The organism is Caballeronia sp. LZ062 (genome assembly GCF_031450785.1).
Taxonomy (GTDB): Bacteria; Pseudomonadota; Gammaproteobacteria; order Burkholderiales; family Burkholderiaceae; genus Caballeronia.
Genome location: NZ_JARTWB010000002.1, coordinates 2,236,171 through 2,254,517 on the forward strand (window position 1 = coordinate 2,236,171; position 18,347 = coordinate 2,254,517).

General features: G+C 62.4%; 15 protein-coding genes. 3 read left to right on the top strand and 12 right to left on the bottom strand.

The annotated features are described in order from the left end of the window. Positions 1 to 14 precede the first annotated feature (14 nt). Together P9239_RS16440 and P9239_RS16445 are read right to left on the bottom strand one after the other, a co-directional pair. Complete coding sequence (locus P9239_RS16440) at positions 15 to 464, bottom strand: CHRD domain-containing protein (protein WP_309752709.1); 450 nt, start codon at positions 462 to 464, stop codon at positions 15 to 17. A gap of 165 nt (positions 465 to 629) precedes the next feature. Next, a complete protein-coding gene (locus P9239_RS16445) occupies positions 630 to 1,805 on the bottom strand; it encodes a porin (protein ID WP_309752711.1) in 1,176 nt (391 codons plus the stop codon). A gap of 431 nt (positions 1,806 to 2,236) precedes the next feature. Between P9239_RS16445 and P9239_RS16450 the strand changes: the two genes are divergently transcribed. After that, entirely contained in the window at positions 2,237 to 3,175 is a 939-nt protein-coding gene (locus tag P9239_RS16450; RefSeq protein WP_309752713.1) for a LysR family transcriptional regulator, read from the top strand. A 182-nt stretch (positions 3,176 to 3,357) separates the two neighbouring features. Here the strand turns inward: P9239_RS16450 and P9239_RS16455 are convergent, their stop codons facing one another. The 6 genes from P9239_RS16455 to P9239_RS16480 all read right to left on the bottom strand — a co-directional run bounded on the left by P9239_RS16455 (position 3,358) and on the right by P9239_RS16480 (position 10,941). Then, a complete protein-coding gene (locus tag P9239_RS16455; RefSeq protein ID WP_309752716.1) occupies positions 3,358 to 6,303 on the bottom strand; it encodes an ATP-binding protein in 2,946 nt (981 codons plus the stop codon). Positions 6,304 to 6,469: 166 nt separating this feature from the next. Further along, positions 6,470 to 7,120 (bottom strand): response regulator transcription factor, encoded by a 651-nt coding sequence (locus P9239_RS16460; protein ID WP_309752718.1) that lies wholly within the window; start codon positions 7,118 to 7,120, stop codon positions 6,470 to 6,472. Between the two features lie 79 nt (positions 7,121 to 7,199). Then, the gene (locus tag P9239_RS16465) at positions 7,200 to 7,880 is read right to left on the bottom strand and encodes a response regulator transcription factor (RefSeq protein WP_309752719.1); all 681 of its coding nucleotides are present in this window, start codon (positions 7,878 to 7,880) and stop codon (positions 7,200 to 7,202) included. 120 nt (positions 7,881 to 8,000) lie between these two features. Next, on the bottom strand, positions 8,001 to 8,645 hold the full coding sequence (locus P9239_RS16470) for a response regulator transcription factor (RefSeq protein WP_309754099.1): 645 nt from the start codon (positions 8,643 to 8,645) through the stop codon (positions 8,001 to 8,003). A gap of 446 nt (positions 8,646 to 9,091) precedes the next feature. Continuing rightward, the gene (gene ssb / locus P9239_RS16475; RefSeq protein ID WP_309752721.1) at positions 9,092 to 9,619 is read right to left on the bottom strand and encodes a single-stranded DNA-binding protein; all 528 of its coding nucleotides are present in this window, start codon (positions 9,617 to 9,619) and stop codon (positions 9,092 to 9,094) included. A 119-nt stretch (positions 9,620 to 9,738) separates the two neighbouring features. After that, positions 9,739 to 10,941, bottom strand: coding sequence for an MFS transporter (locus P9239_RS16480; RefSeq protein WP_309752723.1), 1,203 nt, complete (start codon positions 10,939 to 10,941; stop codon positions 9,739 to 9,741). 271 nt (positions 10,942 to 11,212) lie between these two features. Between P9239_RS16480 and uvrA the strand changes: the two genes are divergently transcribed. Together uvrA and P9239_RS16490 are read left to right on the top strand one after the other, a co-directional pair. Next, on the top strand, positions 11,213 to 14,086 hold the full coding sequence (gene uvrA, locus P9239_RS16485; protein ID WP_309752724.1) for an excinuclease ABC subunit UvrA: 2,874 nt from the start codon (positions 11,213 to 11,215) through the stop codon (positions 14,084 to 14,086). An 83-nt stretch (positions 14,087 to 14,169) separates the two neighbouring features. Further along, positions 14,170 to 15,258: a hypothetical protein gene (locus tag P9239_RS16490; RefSeq protein ID WP_309752726.1), complete on the top strand. Its 1,089-nt coding sequence runs from the start codon at positions 14,170 to 14,172 to the stop codon at positions 15,256 to 15,258. Between the two features lie 79 nt (positions 15,259 to 15,337). On the opposite strand, the gene purU is transcribed toward P9239_RS16490, so the two are convergent. From purU to P9239_RS16510, 4 genes are all read right to left on the bottom strand, one after another. Further along, the gene (purU, locus tag P9239_RS16495; RefSeq protein WP_309752728.1) at positions 15,338 to 16,207 is read right to left on the bottom strand and encodes a formyltetrahydrofolate deformylase; all 870 of its coding nucleotides are present in this window, start codon (positions 16,205 to 16,207) and stop codon (positions 15,338 to 15,340) included. A 40-nt stretch (positions 16,208 to 16,247) separates the two neighbouring features. Next, on the bottom strand, positions 16,248 to 17,093 hold the full coding sequence (locus tag P9239_RS16500) for a DUF4743 domain-containing protein (RefSeq protein WP_309752730.1): 846 nt from the start codon (positions 17,091 to 17,093) through the stop codon (positions 16,248 to 16,250). Between the two features lie 64 nt (positions 17,094 to 17,157). Continuing rightward, positions 17,158 to 17,772 carry a LysE family translocator gene (locus P9239_RS16505; RefSeq protein ID WP_309752731.1) on the bottom strand — a complete coding sequence of 205 codons (615 nt, stop codon included), beginning with the start codon at positions 17,770 to 17,772 and terminating at the stop codon, positions 17,158 to 17,160. Then, a complete protein-coding gene (locus P9239_RS16510; RefSeq protein WP_404979998.1) occupies positions 17,772 to 18,347 on the bottom strand; it encodes an adenine phosphoribosyltransferase in 576 nt (191 codons plus the stop codon). Before P9239_RS16510 ends, P9239_RS16505 begins: the two co-directional genes overlap by 1 nt.

Here is an 18,347-nt window from a genome sequence, read left to right on the forward strand (position 1 = left end):
TCGTGCGTCGCACGTCAGTTCGACGGCATGACCTGACCGCGAATCTCGCCGCTCGGGTTCTCTTGCGTGTGGATGTTGAAGTACCACTGACCGGCCATCAGGTCGGTGACCTGCTGCTCGGTGAGCGTGGCGTGACCGGTCATCGGGCTGGCGAGCGCCTGTTTGTCCACGGGGACTTGCACTTTCGCGTTCTGCCCGACCGGCGCGGGGCCGTGGAAGTGCGCCATCGTGACGGGGCCGGACAGGTCGGCGTAAGTCGCGGTCCAGGCGAGTTGCTTGGTATTCGTGTCGAACGTGGCGTCGACCGTGCCGTGGCCTTTGCTCACGCGCGGCGGCACTTCGCTCGACGGCTGGAGATTCGCTTTCAGCGCGACGGTGTCGGCGTGGGCTAGCGATGTTGATGCGAAAAGCACGGCGGCGAATGCAGCCATTTGGAAGACGTGCGGCTTGCGTGTCGAGATCATTTCCCGTTCTCCGTTCTCTTGGCGACGCGTTGGCCGCGTCTTCATGGTAGTGCATTCGGAGCCGGGGCGCCCTTGGAAGCGGACGGACCACCCGCAAACGCAAAAAGAGCGCCTCGCGGCGCCCTTTTCTGCTAGCTAGCTACAGCTCGATACTGCCGAGTCTGCTTAGAAGCGGTGACGGATACCCGTCGTCACGAGAACCTGACGGTTGCTCGACGATGCACCGCCCGGCGCGCCGTTGATGCCTGCGAACGGCATTACGCCTTCCGGCAGACCGCTCGCGATCTGAACCACGCCTTCAGCATAGATGTCGGTACGCTTCGACAGAGCGTAGTCCGTCTGGAGGCCGAACTGGTGGAAGCGGACGCGCGTCGAGTCGCCGTTGTGATTCGCGTCGTCGAACTTCGCGTTCGTGAACGTGTACGCAGCGCCCAGCGAAAGAGCCGGCGTCAGCGCGTAACGGCCGTTCACTTCGTAGTTGTTGATGATGTTGGAGCCGACGTTGAACGTGTTGCTGTCCTGACGCGTCTGCGTCCACAGTGCGCCGAACGTCAGAGCGCCGATGGAGTAGCTGCCGCCGGCACCGAACGTGCGGTGACGATCCACACCTGTGAAGGCGATTTCGCTGTTGTCGAGGTTCGGAACGTCGACCGTCACGCCAGTGATCGCACCCGTGCCCGAACCGCCGTTCTGGAAGTTGGCTTGCATGTACGCGGCGCCGAGTTTCAGGCCAGCGTTGGCATAGCCCGCGCCCAGGCTGTAAGCACGGTTGGCTGCGAAGCTGCCCGCCGCGTTCGAGAACGCATACAGGCCGCTGAACGACAGGCCAGCATAGTTCGCGCTTTGGAACTTGACGGAGTTGTTCTCACGGAACAGGTCGCCGTTCAGGTTGTCCAGGTTGCCCGGGTGTGCGAAGTACGTACCGCCCCACGTGCCGCTCGCGCTGAGCGGGCCCAGGTAGTCGGTCACGGAGTCGGTCTGGTGGCCGAGCGTCACGGTGCCCACGTTGGTCGACAGACCGACGTAAGCCTGACGACCGAAGCCGTTACCGCCGAGGCTGCCGCCGTTCGCCACGTCGAAGCCATTCTCCAACGTGAAGATCGCCTTCATGCCGCCGCCCAGATCTTCGGCGCCGCGCAGGCCCCAACGGCTCATCTGCACGTTGCCGCCGCTCATGCTCCACGAGTTGGTCTTGTAGTTGTCGGCGCTTCGCGGTGCTTGCACGTTGTTCACGAACGTGAGGCCGGCATCGACGAGGCCGTACAGCGTAACGCTGCTCTGCGCGCTCGCGGCAGTTGCGAACGATGCGGCGACGGCCGCAACAATCAGAGTCTTCTTCATTGTGTGTTCCTTAGAAAGAGTCATGCGACTCGATAGGGTTGCTCGCGGCGTCTCGACATATCGGAATGAGTTCCCGCGGTATGCCTTTCACCGATATTCGGCAGCCCAAAGTGTATGGCTCGCCTTTGCGGCTACCACCCCAAGGACACACAAAAGCCTTTTTGAAGAATTCAAAAAATCCAATTTCAATATGAGTAAACGCTTAGGCTTCTTGCACTTACCTCCGGCCTCGAATCGCGCCTCGTCCATTCTCATGCGCGCCCAGTTGCGGACATGCGACAGTGGCCTGAACACCACATACCGAAACAGTCGGACTCCTCTGATTACCTTCTACTTTCCGTCCGACTAACATCGCGCACGCGAGAGCGGCGCATCTTTCCGCTCGTCAATCTAACGGAAAGAGCGTCCCGCTTCGCTCGGCAAGTCGTCTCATGATGAATCAACTGCAAGCGATGCGCGTGTTCCTGAAAGTCGCCGAAACCGAATCGTTCGGGCGCGCGGCGGCCGCGCTCGATCTCTCGAATGCGGTCGTCACGCGCTATGTTTCGCTGCTCGAAGCGCATCTCAATACGCGCCTGTTGAACCGCACGACGCGCAGCGTCTCGCTGACCGAAGCGGGGAGAAATTACGCCGACGGCTGTCGCGCAGTGATCGAACAAGTGGAGACGATCGAGGCATCGGTCGCGAGCAGTTCCGTCGATCCATCCGGAACGCTCAAGCTCGTCGCTTCCGCTTCGTTCTCGTTGCTCGAACTCACGCCCATGCTGCGCGCCTATCGCGACCGCTATCCAAGCGTGAAGCTGCGTCTGACGTTGCTGCATCGACCGGTCGATCTCGTCGATGAAGGCTTCGATGTCGGCATCGTCGTACCGCATCTCGTGAACAGCGGCACGTTGATCAGCCGGCCGCTCTTCAAGATCGCAGCGGCAGTCGTCGCGTCGCCGGACTATCTGGACCGGCATGGCACGCCCGCACGGCCCGCGTCGCTCGCCAAGCACGACTTCCTCGCGCCCTCCGCGGACATACATGGCTCCACGTGGAGCTTCATCGGTCCATCGGGTGTAACGGAAGACGTTTCCCTCGATCCGGCGTACACCGTGAACAGCTCGCCGATGTTGCGTCAGGCAGCCTTGTCCGGCATGGGTGTTGCCGTGCTGCCGGAAAGCTACGTGGAACACGACATCCAGACGGGCGCGCTCGTCCGGCTCTTCGCGGGCTTTCGGCTGAAGGATGCCGACAAGGCAGTATCCATCGTCTATCCGGGACGCCGGCACGTTTCCGCGAAAACGCGTTCTTTCGTGGATTTCGCGCTCGCCCATTTCCGCGACCGCACGCCTGTCGACGCGAGCCCCCTCCCCGTCACCGAGTAAGCGCAGCTATTGAATCGCGGCGCACTGCGCCTCGATGCGCTCGAGCAATTGCGTGCATCGCTCGATCAGTGTGCGGCCTTCGCGCCGCATAAACGCGTTCGTTCTGGGATTCGGCGCTCGCTCATTTCCGCGACCGCACGCCTGTCGACGCGAGCCCCCTCCCCGTCACCGAGTAAGCGCAGCTATTGAATCGCGGCGCACTGCGCCTCAATGCGCTTGAGCAATTGCGTGCATCGCTCGATCAGTGTGCGGCCTTCGCGCCGCATCACGTCCCGGCTCTTTTGCGGCAGGTCGCGCCGGAATTCTTCGAGTGCGTCCAGCAACGGCCGGTACTGCAACACGCTCGCCGCGCCGACCACGCGATGATGCCACTCGCGCAGATGCTCGACCGTGCCGCGTTCCAACAACGGCTCGAGCGCCCTCAGGTCGTCGCGGAAAGAGGTGACGAAGGCATCCAGCAACGCTTTGACGGTGGCCTCGCTGCCCCAGAGTTGCGCCATCGCGGCAAGGTCGATCTCGTCATCATGGTGCCGCCCAGCGCCCGCCGCACGATGATTCTGCGCATCCTGCCGATGATCTGTACGCTCCGCCGTTCTCCAGCGGTTCAGATGCTCGCGCAATGTCGCAAGCCGCGTCGGCTTGACCAGGTAGTCGTCCATGCCGGCTTCACGGCACCGCGTTGCCTCGCTCGCGCACGTGCTCGCCGTGATGGCGAGAATGGGCAAGCGGCGCGAGGTGCCCTTCTCCTTGGCCCGCACGCGCCGCGCCAGTTCGTAGCCGGTCATGTTCGGCATGTGGCAATCGGTGATGAGAAAGCCGTAACGCGTGGTTTCGAGCGCGGCAAGTGCTTCTGCGCCGTCCTGCACGACGTCGCAGGCAAAGCCGAGCAGCGAAAGCTGATGACGAATGAGTTCCTGATTCACCGGATGATCTTCCGCGACGAGCACCAGCTTGCCGTTGTGCAGCGCGTCCTCGCGGCCGGGCGCCTCCGTACACGGTTCCTGGTCGAGCGTACCGTGTACCGCGACTTGCGGCATACCCGTCAGCGCCGCCACGCACGCCGCGCGGAGGCCTCGCCACGACAATGGATTCACGCTGACGCGAATGTCGTCTTCCAGAATGCGGTAGCCCGTGGGTTTCGGCTTTTCCGTGACATGAATCACGCGCGAACCGAGCGGCAGCGAGTCCTTGCGCGTATCGCTGAAGAAAACGAGATCGACGCCGTCGAACGTTTCGAGCCGGCGCAAACGCGGATCGTCGGAATCCATGCGCTCGATATTCAGGCCGAGCGCCTGTCCGTACCCGAGCAGCGCCGTAGCGACGCGCGTGTCCTCGATTGCGACGATGCCGCGCCTTCCGCGCAACCCGTCCATCTGATAATGCTGCGTCTCCACGGGCATCTCGAGCCGCACGGTCATCGACGTGCCGACGCCCACTTCGCTCTGCAGCGTGAGCGTGCCGCCCATGAGATCCACCAGCCGATTGCAGATGGTCAGCCCGAGGCCCGTGCCGCCGAAGCGGCGCGTGATGGACGTCTCCGCTTGCACGAACGGTTCGAAGAGGCGCGCCTGCGCCGCAGGGTCGATGCCGATGCCCGTATCGCTCACGCACAGTTCAATGACCTGTTCCGTTGCACGCTTCTCGACCGCCCGCACGTACAGCGACACTTCGCCCTTGATCGTGAACTTGATGGCATTGCTCATCAGATTGAACAGGATTTGACGCAAGCGCACGCTGTCGCTGCGCAGCGACGCCGCGACGTCTGGCGCGACGTCCACGCGCACCCTCAAGCCCTTTTCATGCGCCCGGCCGGCCAGCAATCCGACGGCATTGTCGACGAGTTCCCGCAAGTCGATCGGCATGGATTCGATGGTCAGCCGGCCCGCCTCGATCTTCGTGTAATCGAGCAGGTCATCCAGAATTTGCAGCAGCGCGCTCGCCGAATCCTGAATCATGCCCAGCATCTGCGCCTGATCTTGATTGAGCGGCGTATTTTCGATGACTTCGACGAGCCCGAGCACGCCGTTCATCGGCGTGCGAATCTCGTGGCTCATCATGGCGAGGAAATCGTCTTTGGCGCGCGATGCGGCCTCCGCTGCGTCTCTTGCTCGCGCAAGTTCCTCGGCACGCGCGTGTTCGACGCTGGCATCGGCCCAATAGCCGCTCCAGACGACTGAGCCGTCGTCTTCGCGATGCGCGACAAGATCGGCGCGTATCCAGCGGGCGACGCCTTTCACCGTGGCGCGAAATTCAGTGTGCACCGGCTCGAGCGTGCGCGACGACGCTTCGATTTCCTCGAACAGCCGCCCGCTATCTTCGGCATCGACGTGGCGCAGGATGGTGGTCGGGTCAGCCGCCAGCGCCGCGAGATCGAGGCCGAGCAACTGTCTCGTGTCGCCGTCGATATACGGCAGGCTGTATCTGCCGCCCGTCGTGCGGCGCAACTGAAAGACCACCGCGGGCAAGGATCGCGTCACGTCGTGGAGGCGCTGCTCGGTCTGGCGCGCGCGCAGTTCGGCGTCGCGAATGTCGGTGATGTCGATCATCGTGCCGACGACGCCCACGCGCTCGCCGTTCGACGCCGAAAAGGCGCCGGTCCAGAATAGCCCGTAGCGCGGACGCCCGCGTTTATCGACGAATTCGGCCTCGACTTCCTGTCCCTGGCCTGACTGCAGCGTGGCCGCAGAGATCTCGTTCATCAATCGGCTATACACCTCGCCCCATGCGCCCGCTTCAATACTGGTGCGTCCGATGACGTCCTCGCGCCGCACGCCGAGCGCACTTTCGAACGCGCGGTTCACCGCAATGTAGCGGTTGTCCATGTCCTTCGCAACGAGCGGATACGGGACGACTTCCATCATCGTTTGCTGGAAGCTCAACTGGGTCGCGAGACGCTGCTCGGTCTGGATGCGTCGATTCATCTCGCGCTGCAGGAGGATGAAGGCCCGCAGCGTCACCACGAGAACCGCCCCAACGCCGATCAGCACGGGCAGCAAACGGAGCGCGCTGATCCCGCAGAGCGCCTCCGGCTCGCTGGCCGGCCGCGACACCGCCGAACTGGCCGCATGGCAAAGCGGCGACAGAAGGAGGCTGACGACGACCCAGCAACGTGCGAGCAACGATCTCAATTCGACTCTCCGAGAAGATGCGCGTTCTTATGCGCGGCCCCATGACGCCGATGCACCGAGGGATTTCGATGACCGACCTAAGAGTCTGATCGTGCGTGCAAGAGAGGAAAATCAGAGGCGTCCGAAATACTTCTTATGACGCTCCGAAAAGTGCAGTGCAGCGTGCTCAGACGAGCCCGACTTGCCGAAGGTACTCGACGAGTTCGCCCTCCGACTCGAGACCGAGCTTGCGCATCCCGCTGCGCTTTTGGGTAGCGATGGTCTTGCTGCTTCGGCCGAAACGCTTGGCGATCTCGTGCACGAGAAGGCCGCTCGCGTAAAGCCGAAAGACTTCCCACTCCCGCTTGCTGAGGACACCGGCGAGCGCCGGCGCCGTACCGGGAAGGCGTTGCATGGTTTCACTCACGGATGGTGAAAGAAAACAGCCGCCTTCCAGCGTGGTGGATACGGCTTCCAACAGGCATTCGAGCGAATCGCGCTTGTCGACGATGCCGTCAATTCCCAACTGAACGAGACCCGCCAACATGCGACCGTGCGACATCATGGTGACGACGATGACCCGGGGCCGCGCTTTTTGCCACAGAAAGCGCTTGAGAAATGCGATGGAATTGTTTTCGCCGTCGATGCCTTGCATGCCGATATCGGCGAAGATGTAGTCGCACGGCACGGAGTCGACCGCTTCGGCCAACTCCAATGTGTCTCGCGCAGTGGCGACTACCCGTATTGCGCCGTCCCGCTCCAGGAAGTTCTTGATTCCCTTGACGACTGCGGGATGGTCGTCCGCGACGATGGCCCTCAGCGGTGTCTTTTCTCTCATCGTTTTTATTGATTCGCTGGCGAGCTACGTATTGCCCCTTCCCGCGCTCGCATTTCTATTTCGCGATTACTGCGTGAAGTCAGATCAAATCGCTGTCGGCAATGAATCGGTAAAGATCAGCGTCTGTCGATAAATCCAGCTTGCGCATTGCTGCGCATTTCTGCGCGCTGATGGTCTTTACGCTGCGCTCGAGTTCTTTCGCGATTTCGGTCACATTCGCGCCGCGCGCATAACGCTCGATGACTTCCAGTTCTCGCGTAGTCAGGCGCTGTCGGATAAAGCGGGCGCGGCTCTCGACATTCGCCACTGCCATGGTCCGGCGAACCGCGGGCCCGAGGTACGTTTCGTTGGCAATGGCCGATACGATGGCAACGTACACCAGATCCAAACGGTCTTCCTTGCTCAGGAACGCATGCGCGCCGGCGTCGAGGGCTTGCCTGACAAGTAGCGCGTTATCATTGCGCGACAGCACGATAATGCGAACACCCGGATAACAATGCGTTATGTGCTGAATGAGCTGTATGCCGTCGCCATATCGGCCGCCCGGCATATAAAAATCGACGAGAGCGACATCGCATTCTCCGCGTCCCAGCGACTCATCCAACTGAGTTGAATTCGCGCTCCGGCTGACAACTTCCACATTCGGGAAGTTCGCCGCAAGCCGCTCGATTGCCAGAATGACGAGCGGATGGTCGTCCGCTATCGCCAACCTTATCCGCTTCACACGCGAGAAGACCTCGCTACCATTCCCGAATTCCATCGACACAAACCCTAAGTTATGCGATCTGACTTGCAGACCTGATCCCGAATATAAGCATCCGGCACTACCCCCCCAAAAGACATAAGATGCATCCGAAATGGAAATGCGGTGCTACGCAAATCAGCATAGTCCGCGTGCGCGCACAAAAGCGAAGAGACCGGGATCGTTCTTAACGCCGAGCTTGTTCATTGCATCGCGTTTCTGCCGGCTAATCGTACGCACGTCGCGCTGCAATTCTTTCGCGATCTCGGTAATCGACCGGCCTCTTGCAAATAACCGCACGACCTCTATTTCTCTTGGCGAGAGCCGCGGTGCATCCGGCGAAGATTGGTTCTCGGCGCCGGCGGCGGCGAGCGCCGCGCGAAACGACGCACTCACGTAACGGCGGCCCACACTCGCATGTTTGACGGCAGTCGGTACCAGTTCGATGGGTTCCGCTTTGTCGACGAGGCCCATGGCGCCGGCGTTCAAGATGGAGCGGAGGATAGCGACATTGCTGACGCTGGTCAGCACGACGATGCCGATGTCCGGCCAATCCTGCCTCACCTTGCGGACGAGGCAAAGTCCGTCCTGTGCCTCGCGCCCCGGCTCGGGCATCGCAAAATCGGTGACGAGCACGTCGCACTGCGCTCTTCGAAGCTCGGTGAGCAACGTACTTGCATTTCTGGCTTCGCCGACGACGCGCAGACCATCGTCTGCGTTGCAAAGCGCCTTCATTCCAAGGACTACGAACGGATGGTCGTCGGCCAACACTACACGAAGCACCAAGAGGCCTCCGGTTATAGGGATTTCTATAGATGATGCCTTTCGGCGCTTTCGACTTTGAGACGCCGTTTGATTCGCGCGCGAATTCACGCCATCACGCGTTCAGGCAGCGGAACGCGCGCCGAAGCAGACAGATTCGACTTGGCGCTTTTTTCTCGAATTAGCGTTTGCCCAGTTACATGACAAAACGCATGCACTGCTCTCTCAGCATTTCAAAATAGTTTTCATCAAAATAGAATGTGCGCCGATTCGAAACCATCGGATTAGTCCGATTACGCTGCATCTGAATATATGACAGATGACAGCTAATTGACTGCGGGCTTTATCAGGTGGAAGAAATTAGAAGGCAATGCGCACGCTTCGATTAGCGACACAGCAAACAAAAACGGGTCTCCTGCCAAAGGCAGGAGACCCGTTTCGCCAATCCGAGCGCGAATAGACGCGTATCAGAACGGAATATCGTCGTCCATGTCGTCGAAACCGCCGCCCGCAGGCGCGCTCGGACGGCTCCCGCCGCCGCCCGCGCCGGAGCCGCCTGCGCGCCCGCCGCCCGAACTCGAAGGTGCCCGGCCACCGCCGCCGGAACGTTCCATCGGAGCGCTGCGGCTGTAGCCGCCATCGTCGCCGCCGCCCGCACCGCCTCGGCCGCCCAGCATTTGCATCTGGTCAGCGACGATTTCGGTCGAATAGCGTTCCTGTCCCTGCTGGTCGGTCCATTTGCGCGTGCGGATGCGGCCCTCGATGTACACCGACGAGCCCTTCTTCAAGTATTCGTTGACGATTTCCGCAAGCCGCCCGAAGAACGCGACACGATGCCATTCGGTGAGTTCCTTCATCTCGCCGGACGCCTTGTCCTTGTAGCGGTCGGTCGTCGCGAGACGAATGTTGGCCACGGCGTCGCCGCTCGGAAGGTAGCGCGTTTCCGGGTCCGCGCCCAGATTGCCTACGAGAATGACCTTGTTGACAGATGCCATGATTTCTCCGGTTGATTCTTTGCCTACTGTCAGCCGTGCGGCGCTGTTCGCGCGGGCGTCGTATTTAACCGAAGCCAAAACAGCACGTCTGATTCAATTTGAACGATTAAATATGTTTCTCAGGCCGCACGCCCGGCTTTGCGCGGCGGCGGCTTCATCCACATTGCCACGACAAGCCACGCCAGCACGAGCGCCGAGCACGAAAAGAAGACCGCGCTCGGTCCGTCCAGCTTCAACAGCCAGCCGCCGACGACACCGCCCAAGGCGAGGCCGATGGACTGCGTCGTGTTGTAGACGCCTGCTGCCGCGCCCTTTCGCGTGCCCGGAGCCAGCTTGGACACGAGCGACGGCTGCGACGCCTCCAGCACGTTGAAGCCGAGGAAGTACACGAACAGAATCGCGGCCACGGACCATAGCGTATGGGGAGCCGCGCCCAATAACAACTGTCCGAACAGGATAAGCCCGATTGCGCCGAGCATGACGGCCTTCATCTTGCCGCGCTTCTCGGCCGCGATGATCGCCGGCACCATCATGACGAAAGCGAGCCCCATGACCGGCAGGTAGATCTTCCAGTGCGACGCCACCGGCAGTCCGCCCGCTTCCAGAATGCGCGGGACGACCAGAAAGAGCGCCGTCTGCGTCGCGTGCAGGACGAGCACGCCGAAGTTCAGGCGCAGCAGCTCGACGTTATGCAGCACTTCGCTGAATGGCGCTTTGACGTGCACCGGGCGCGTCGGCGGATCGGGGACGATCCAGAGCACCACGCCGACCGCGACGATCGACAGCACGCCGATCACCGTGAAAAGCCCGCTCATGCCGACCCAGTGAAAGAGTACCGGCGCGCCGACGATCGCCACCGCGAAGGACACGCCGATGCTGCCGCCCACCATCGCCATGGCCTTCGTGCGGTTTTCCTCGTGCGTGAGATCCGCGATGAACGCGATCACCGCCGACGACACCGCGCCCATGCCCTGAATCACGCGCCCGGCGATGATCCACGCCATGGAATGCCCGACTGCCGCGACGAAGCTGCCGAGCGCGAACACCAGCAGCCCGAACGCGATGACCGGCTTGCGCCCGAGCTTGTCGGAGATCCAGCCGTAGAAGATATAGAGCATCGACTGCGTGACGCCGTAAGCGCCCAGCGCAATGCCGACGAGCAGGACGTTGTCGCCGCCGGGAATCGTTCTCGCGTAGATGGAGAACACCGGCATGATCATGAAGAGACCGAGCATGCGCAGCGCGAAGATGGCAGCGAGCGACACAGTCGCGCGCAGTTCCGGCGCGGAGAGACGTGCGGACGTGGCAGACGGATTGGACATCAGAGACGGGGAATGAATGAGGGTCGCGTCTGGCCCGGCCTGTTGCGACATCAGGCGGCCGCCTTGTTCTTGCCCGGAACGGCACCATATGCAGCGGACGACTCGGCGCGCATGGCCGCTGCCCGCTGCGCCGGCACGACCGCCGCAAGGCCCGCGGCAAGCGTTCTGGGCTCGTCCGCGGCACAGGGTGCGCGGGCGCCGCGCCCTGCAAAAGTCGTTATAGTAGCAGGTTTGGCCCCCCTCATTCCCCGCTCGTCGCCGGAACAAACTCGTGGAAGAAATTCGTATTCGTGGGGCTCGCACCCACAATCTGAAGAACGTCAATCTCGACTTGCCGCGTCACAAGCTGATCGTGATCACGGGGTTGTCCGGGTCGGGCAAGTCGTCGCTCGCGTTCGATACGCTTTACGCCGAAGGCCAGCGCCGTTATGTGGAAAGTCTCTCGGCCTACGCGCGGCAATTTCTACAGCTAATGGAAAAGCCGGACGTCGATCTGATTGAAGGTCTGTCGCCCGCCATTTCCATCGAGCAGAAAGCCACGTCGCATAATCCGCGTTCGACGGTCGGCACAGTCACGGAAATACACGATTATCTGCGTCTCTTATATGCGCGCGTCGGCACGCCGTATTGCCCCGATCATCTGATTCCGCTGGAAGCGCAAAGCGTCTCGCAAATGGTGGACGCCGCGCTCGCACTGCCGGAAGAAACGAAGCTGATGATTCTCGCGCCCGTGGTCGCGGACCGCAAAGGCGAGCATGTCGAATTATTCGAGGAAATGCAGGCGCAGGGCTTTATCCGCTTTCGGATTCGCTCGGGCGGCGGCACGGCGAACGAAGGCGTCGCGAAAATCTATGAAGTCGATTCGCTGCCGAAGCTCAAGAAGAACGACAAGCACACGATCGACGTGGTGATCGACCGCCTCAAAGTGCGCCCGGACATGAAGCAGCGTCTCGCGGAATCGTTCGAGACGGCGCTGCGCCTCGCCGACGGCCGCGCCATCGCGCTTGAAATGGACACGGACCACGAGAAGCTCTTCAGCTCGAAGTTCGCGTGCCCGATTTGCTCGTACTCGCTGCAGGAACTCGAGCCGCGTCTTTTCTCGTTCAACAATCCGATGGGCGCGTGCCCCGAATGCGACGGACTCGGCCAGATCACGTTCTTCGATCCGAAGCGCGTGGTCGCGCATCCGTCGCTGTCGCTGGCGGCGGGCGCGGTCAAGGGCTGGGACCGGCGCAACCAGTTCTATTTCCAGATGCTGCAAAGCCTCGCCGCGTTCTACGAATTCGACACCGACGCGCCGTTCGAGGAACTGCCCGAGAAAGTGCGCAAGACGCTGCTCTACGGCTCGGGCAAGCAGGCCATTCCGTTTTCGTACATCAACGAGCGCGGCCGCGCTTCGGTGCGCGAGCATGCGTTCGAAGGCATCATCCCGAATCTGGAGCGGCGCTACCGCGAGACGGATTCGACCGCCGTGCGCGAAGAACTGGCGAAATACCAGAACAATCAGCCGTGCCCGGCGTGCGAAGGCACGCGTCTGCGGCGCGAGGCGCGCTTCGTGAAAGTGGGCTCGGGCGATCACGCACGCGGCATCTACGAAGTGAGCGGCTGGCCGCTGCGCGACACGCTCGGCTATTTCCAGACGCTGCGTCTGGACGGCGCGAAGGGCGAAATCGCCGACAAAGTCATCAAGGAAATCGTCGCGCGGCTGTCGTTCCTGAATAACGTCGGGCTGGATTACCTGTCGCTCGAGCGCAGCGCGGAGACGCTCTCCGGCGGCGAGGCGCAGCGCATCCGGCTCGCGTCCCAGATCGGCTCGGGACTCACGGGCGTGATGTACGTGCTGGACGAGCCGTCCATCGGCTTGCATCAGCGCGACAACGACCGTCTGATCGACACGCTCAAGCATCTGCGGGATATCGGCAATTCGGTGATCGTCGTCGAGCACGACGAGGACATGATCCGCATGGCCGATTACGTGGTCGACATGGGACCGGGCGCGGGCGAGCACGGCGGCGTGATCGTCGCAGAGGGCACGCCGCTTCAGGTGCAGAAAGACCCGAACTCCATCACGGGACAATATTTGTCCGGCAAGCGCACCATCAGCTATCCGGAAAAGCGCAACGCGCCGGACGAGCGGCGGCTGCGCATCGTCGAAGCGCACGGCAATAATCTGAAGCACGTCACGCTCGATCTTCCGGTCGGCTTGTTGACCTGCGTGACCGGCGTTTCCGGCTCGGGGAAGTCGACGCTCATCAACGACACGCTCCAGCACGCGGTCGCGCAGCACTTGTATGGCTCTTCCACGGAGCCGGCGCCATACGAATCCATCGAAGGGCTGGAGCACTTCGACAAGGTGATCGCCGTCGATCAATCGCCGATCGGCCGCACGCCGCGCTCGAATCCGGCGACTTATACCGGCCTTTTCACGCCCATTCGCGAACTCTTCGCGGGCGTGCCGGCCGCGAAGGAGCGCGGATACGAAGCGGGCCGCTTCTCGTTCAACGTGAAGGGCGGACGCTGCGAAGCGTGTCAGGGCGACGGCGTGCTGAAGGTGGAAATGCACTTTCTGCCGGACGTCTACGTGCCCTGCGACGTGTGCCACGGCAAGCGCTACAACCGCGAGACGCTCGACATCCAGTACAAAGGCAAGAACATCAGCGAAGTGCTCGACCTCACGGTGGAAGCCGCGCACGAGTTCTTCAAGGCGGTGCCGGTCGTCGCGCGCAAGCTGAAGACGCTGCTCGAAGTGGGCCTCGGCTACATCCGCCTTGGCCAGTCGGCGACCACGCTTTCGGGCGGCGAAGCGCAGCGCGTGAAGCTTTCGCTGGAACTGAGCAAGCGCGATACCGGTCGGACGCTGTATATCCTCGACGAACCGACGACCGGCCTGCACTTCCACGACATCGCGCTCTTGCTCGAAGTGATTCACCGGCTGCGCGATCAGGGCAACACGGTCGTCATCATCGAGCATAATCTCGACGTGATCAAAACCGCCGACTGGGTCATCGACCTCGGTCCGGAAGGCGGCGCGGGCGGCGGGCAGATCATCGCGCAGGGGACGCCGGAGCAGGTCGCGAAGTCGAAGGCGAGCTTCACCGGGCGCTATCTGGCGCCGCTGCTGCAGCGTCCGAAGTCGGCGGCCTGACGCCCGGATCGGCCCGAATCGGTCCGGCGCGGCCCGGCGGCAAGAACAACCGTGGTAGGCAGCAGCGAAAAGGAAACGCAGTCATGGCGAAGCGCAACGAAGCGGCCAACGAGGAGCGACGCGTACGGGACTTGCCCGCGCGCCCCGTCAGGCTGACGAGCGACATGAGCCTGCCGAAACTTCCCGCCGTGGAGATCGGCAGTTATATCGCGGCGTTTCTCGCCATGTTCCTCGTGCTGCATCTGAAGCTGCTCGGCGCACTGCTAGCGGGCATGCTCGTGTTCCAGCTCGTCCACATGATCGCGCCCGTCATCGAGCGGCACGTGATGAGCAAGGGCGCGCGCCTGATTGCGGTCGTGCTGATCTCGGCCATCATCATCGGCGCGCTGACCGGCCTCACCATCGCGACGATCGAGCATTTCGAGCACGACGTCCCGAGCCTCCAGCGGCTACTGGACCAATTGGTGAGCGTCACGTCGCACGCGCGGCTGAGCGTGCCGGACTGGATCGCGAATTATCTGCCGGTCGACGCCGGACAGATGAAGGAACGCGCCGCCGAACTCATGCGCAAACACTCCGAGCAACTGCAGGAAGGCGGCCGGGACATGGCGCGCGGCTTCGGGCACATTCTGATCGGCATGATCATCGGAGCGATCATCGCGGTGGGCGCGCCGAAGCAGACGCATCGGCTGCCGCTTTCGACGGCGCTCGTCACGCGCGTCTCGCGTTTTGCCGACGCCTTCCGCCGCATCGTGTTCGCGCAGATCAAGATTTCGGCGATCAACGCCGCGTTCACCGCGCTTTATCTTCTCGTCGCGCTGCCGCTCTTTCACGAGCGGCTGCCGCTCTCCAAGACGCTCGTGTTGATCACGTTTATCCTCGGCCTCTTGCCCGTCGTCGGCAATCTGATCTCGAACACCATCATCGTGGCGATCTCGTTCTCGGTGTCGTTCGGCACGGCGGTCGCGTCGCTCGCCTTTCTCATCGTCATTCACAAGCTCGAATACTTCCTGAACGCGCGGATAATCGGCGGACAGATCGAGGCGCGTGCGTGGGAACTGCTGCTTGCCATGCTCGCGATGGAAGCCGCGTTCGGTCTGCCGGGCGTCATCGCCGCGCCGATTTTCTACGCGTACATCAAGCGTGAGTTGATTTATCTGCGGCTTGTCTGACCGCCGCCCGCGAAGCAAAAGCAAAGCCCGCTCGATCCGAAGATCGGCGGGCTTCTTTTCGTCCAGCGTAAAGCGGCGTCTAGCGGAACACCACCGTCTTGCTTCCGTTCAGCACGATCCGATGCTCCACGTGCCATTTCACGGCTCGCGCGAGCGTCACGCATTCGACGTCGCGGCCGATCGCCGTCAGTTGATCCGGCGTCATGCTGTGGTCCACGCGCTCCACTTCCTGCTCGATGATCGGGCCTTCGTCCAGATCCGTCGTCACGTAGTGCGCGGTCGCGCCGATCAGCTTCACGCCGCGGTCGAACGCCTGATAGTACGGCTTCGCGCCCTTGAAGCTCGGCAGGAACGAATGGTGGATGTTGATCGCGCGGCCGGCGAGCTTGTCGCACATGTCGGGCGACAAAATCTGCATGTAGCGCGCGAGCACGACGAGATCGGTATCGTGCTGGTCGATGATCTCCATCACGCGCGCTTCCTGCGCGGCCTTGGCCTGCGCGGTGCCGCCGTTGAGCGGCAGGTGATGGAACGGAATGTCGTAGCTCGCGGCAAGCTGATAAAAGTCTTTGTGATTCGAGACGATCGCCGGAATCTCGATCTGCAATTGGCCCGTGCGATAGCGGAACAGCAGGTCGTTCAGACAATGCCCGATCTTCGACACCATGATGACGACGCGCGGTTTCGCCAATGCGTCGTGCAATTCCCAGCGCATGCCGAATTCGTCGGCGAGCGGGGCGAACGACTTGCGCAGCGCTTCGAGGCCCGGATCGCCGCCCACTTCCTGAAAGTGCACCCGCATGAAGAACTCGCCGGTGCGGCTGTCGCCGAACTGCGCCGAATCCAGGATGTTCGCGCCGAGATCGAACAAAAAGCCGGAGACGGCATGCACGATTCCCGGCCGGTCCGGGCACGACAACTTCAGGATAAAACTATGTTCGGTCGACATGAACCGGTTACTCCTTCCTCAATGCGTTGATGCTCGATGTTCAAACGGGCGGCGGCGCGTAGAGCGCTTCGATGCCCTGACAGGCGTCTTCGTCGATCCAGCGATGGCGCAGCAGACAATCGAGTGTGGCGAGGCTCGCATCGACGGTCATCTCGCCCTCCTCGATCCAGCGCGCGACTTCGTCGATGCTCGCCTCCCGATGTTCGGCGACTTCGCCGTCCTGATTGCGCGGCGTGAAGTCCGGCGGCAAGGCGATGTCGTACACGAAGATCTGTTCCGCCTGCGTGCCTTCCGGCGCCGACTGCAGGACATGGAACGTGCCGCCGGGCGTCGCGGTCATGGCCAAGTCTTCGGGCATTCCCGCTTCTTCCCAGCATTCTTTCGCGAGCGTCGGCATGAGCCCGTAGCCCCAGCCGATGCCGCCCGCCACCACGTTGTCCAGCATGCCGGGATCGGTCGACTTGGTGTGGCTGCGGCGCGCGATCCATAGCAGCGGCGCGTTATCTCGATATTTTACGATGCCGTTCACGTGCACCGCGTAGGTGATCGTGCCAAAGAAGCGCGAGGCCGCGCGCTCGATGAACGCGAGCGGCGGGGCGTCGAAGTGATTGCGGATCGCGTAGGTTTCGTCGCGCCAGCCGGGGATCTTGCCGTCGGCGTGCAGTGCGGCGATGACCGTGGCGAGCGCCGCGCTGCGCTTCTCGATATCGTCGAGCGACGGGTTCAGACGCACGGCGTCGTCGCCAATCACGAACGTTTCGGGCCAGCGCGCGAGCAAGGCGACATCGGTCTTGCGAATCCAGCCGACGCGTTCATCGCCGATGAAGAACGGCGCGTGCGCGGCGGCGTCGAAACGGCGGGCGGCGACGAGGCAAGGCAAAGTCATGAAGGCTCCGGCGGGACCGTGGCAAAGGAAGACCGACGCGTGCGCGCCGTGCGGAAAAGCGGAATCAGTCGCGCAGCGCCACGCGAATACCGAGCGCGATAAACGTCACGCCCGCGAGCCGGTCGAGCCAGACGCCCACGCGCGGACGGCGCTTGAGCCACGCGCCGATCATCCCCGCACCGATGCCGAAGAGCGAGAACACCGCGACGGTCTGCAACATGAACATGCCGCCCAGTTCGAACATTTGCAGCATCACGCTTTGCGCGCCGTGCGGATCGACGAATTGCGGCAAGAACACGATGAAGAACAGCGTCACCTTCGGATTCAGCATGTTGCCGAGCACGCTCTGACGAAACACAGTCGAAAGCGGCTGACTCGGGCGCGCGTGTGCGGACGCGAGACCGTGGCTGCGCAGCGCCTTGATGCCGATCCACACGAGATACGCCGCGCCCGCGAGCTTCACCGCCTGAAACGCGAGCGGCGACGAGCGCAAGAGCGCCGCGATGCCCACCGCAGCGAGCGTCGTATGAAAGATCACGCCGCACGCGAAGCCCAACGCCGCGACGACGCCCGCCAGCCGGCCTTGCGAAATGCCGCGCGCGAGCACTTGCAGATTGTCCGGCCCCGGCGCGATGGTGATTGCAACCGACGTCGCCAGAAACAACAGCACGTGCGGCATCAATGGCCTCCGAACTCGCAGACCGTGTAGAGCGGCAAACCGCCGTCGCGCAGCAGCTTGGAGCCGCCGAGGTCGGGCAAGTCGATGATCGCCGCCGCCTCGACCACTTCTGCGCCGAGCCGCTCGAGCAGAATCTTGCCGGCCATCATCGTGCCGCCGGTGGCGACAAGATCGTCGACGATCACCACGCGATCGCCCGGCTGGCAGGCGTCCTCGTGAATCTCGACCGTCGCGCTGCCGTACTCGAGTTCGTATGACTGCGAAAGCGTCTTGTACGGCAGCTTGCCCTTCTTGCGAATGGGCACGAAACCGAGACTCAGCTCATACGCGAGAATCGGCCCGATGATGAACCCGCGCGCATCCATGCCCGCGATCACGTTGAGGTTCGCGTCGATGTAACGCTGCACGAACAGGTCGATGAGCGTCCGCAGCGCGCGGCGGTCCTGCAAAACGGGCGTGATGTCGCGAAACTGGACGCCGGCTTGCGGCCAGTCTTCGACCGTGCGCACGCGCTCCTTGATGAACCGCGCCGCATCTGACAATGCAGACGATGCGCTCGATGAAATGGTGGACAT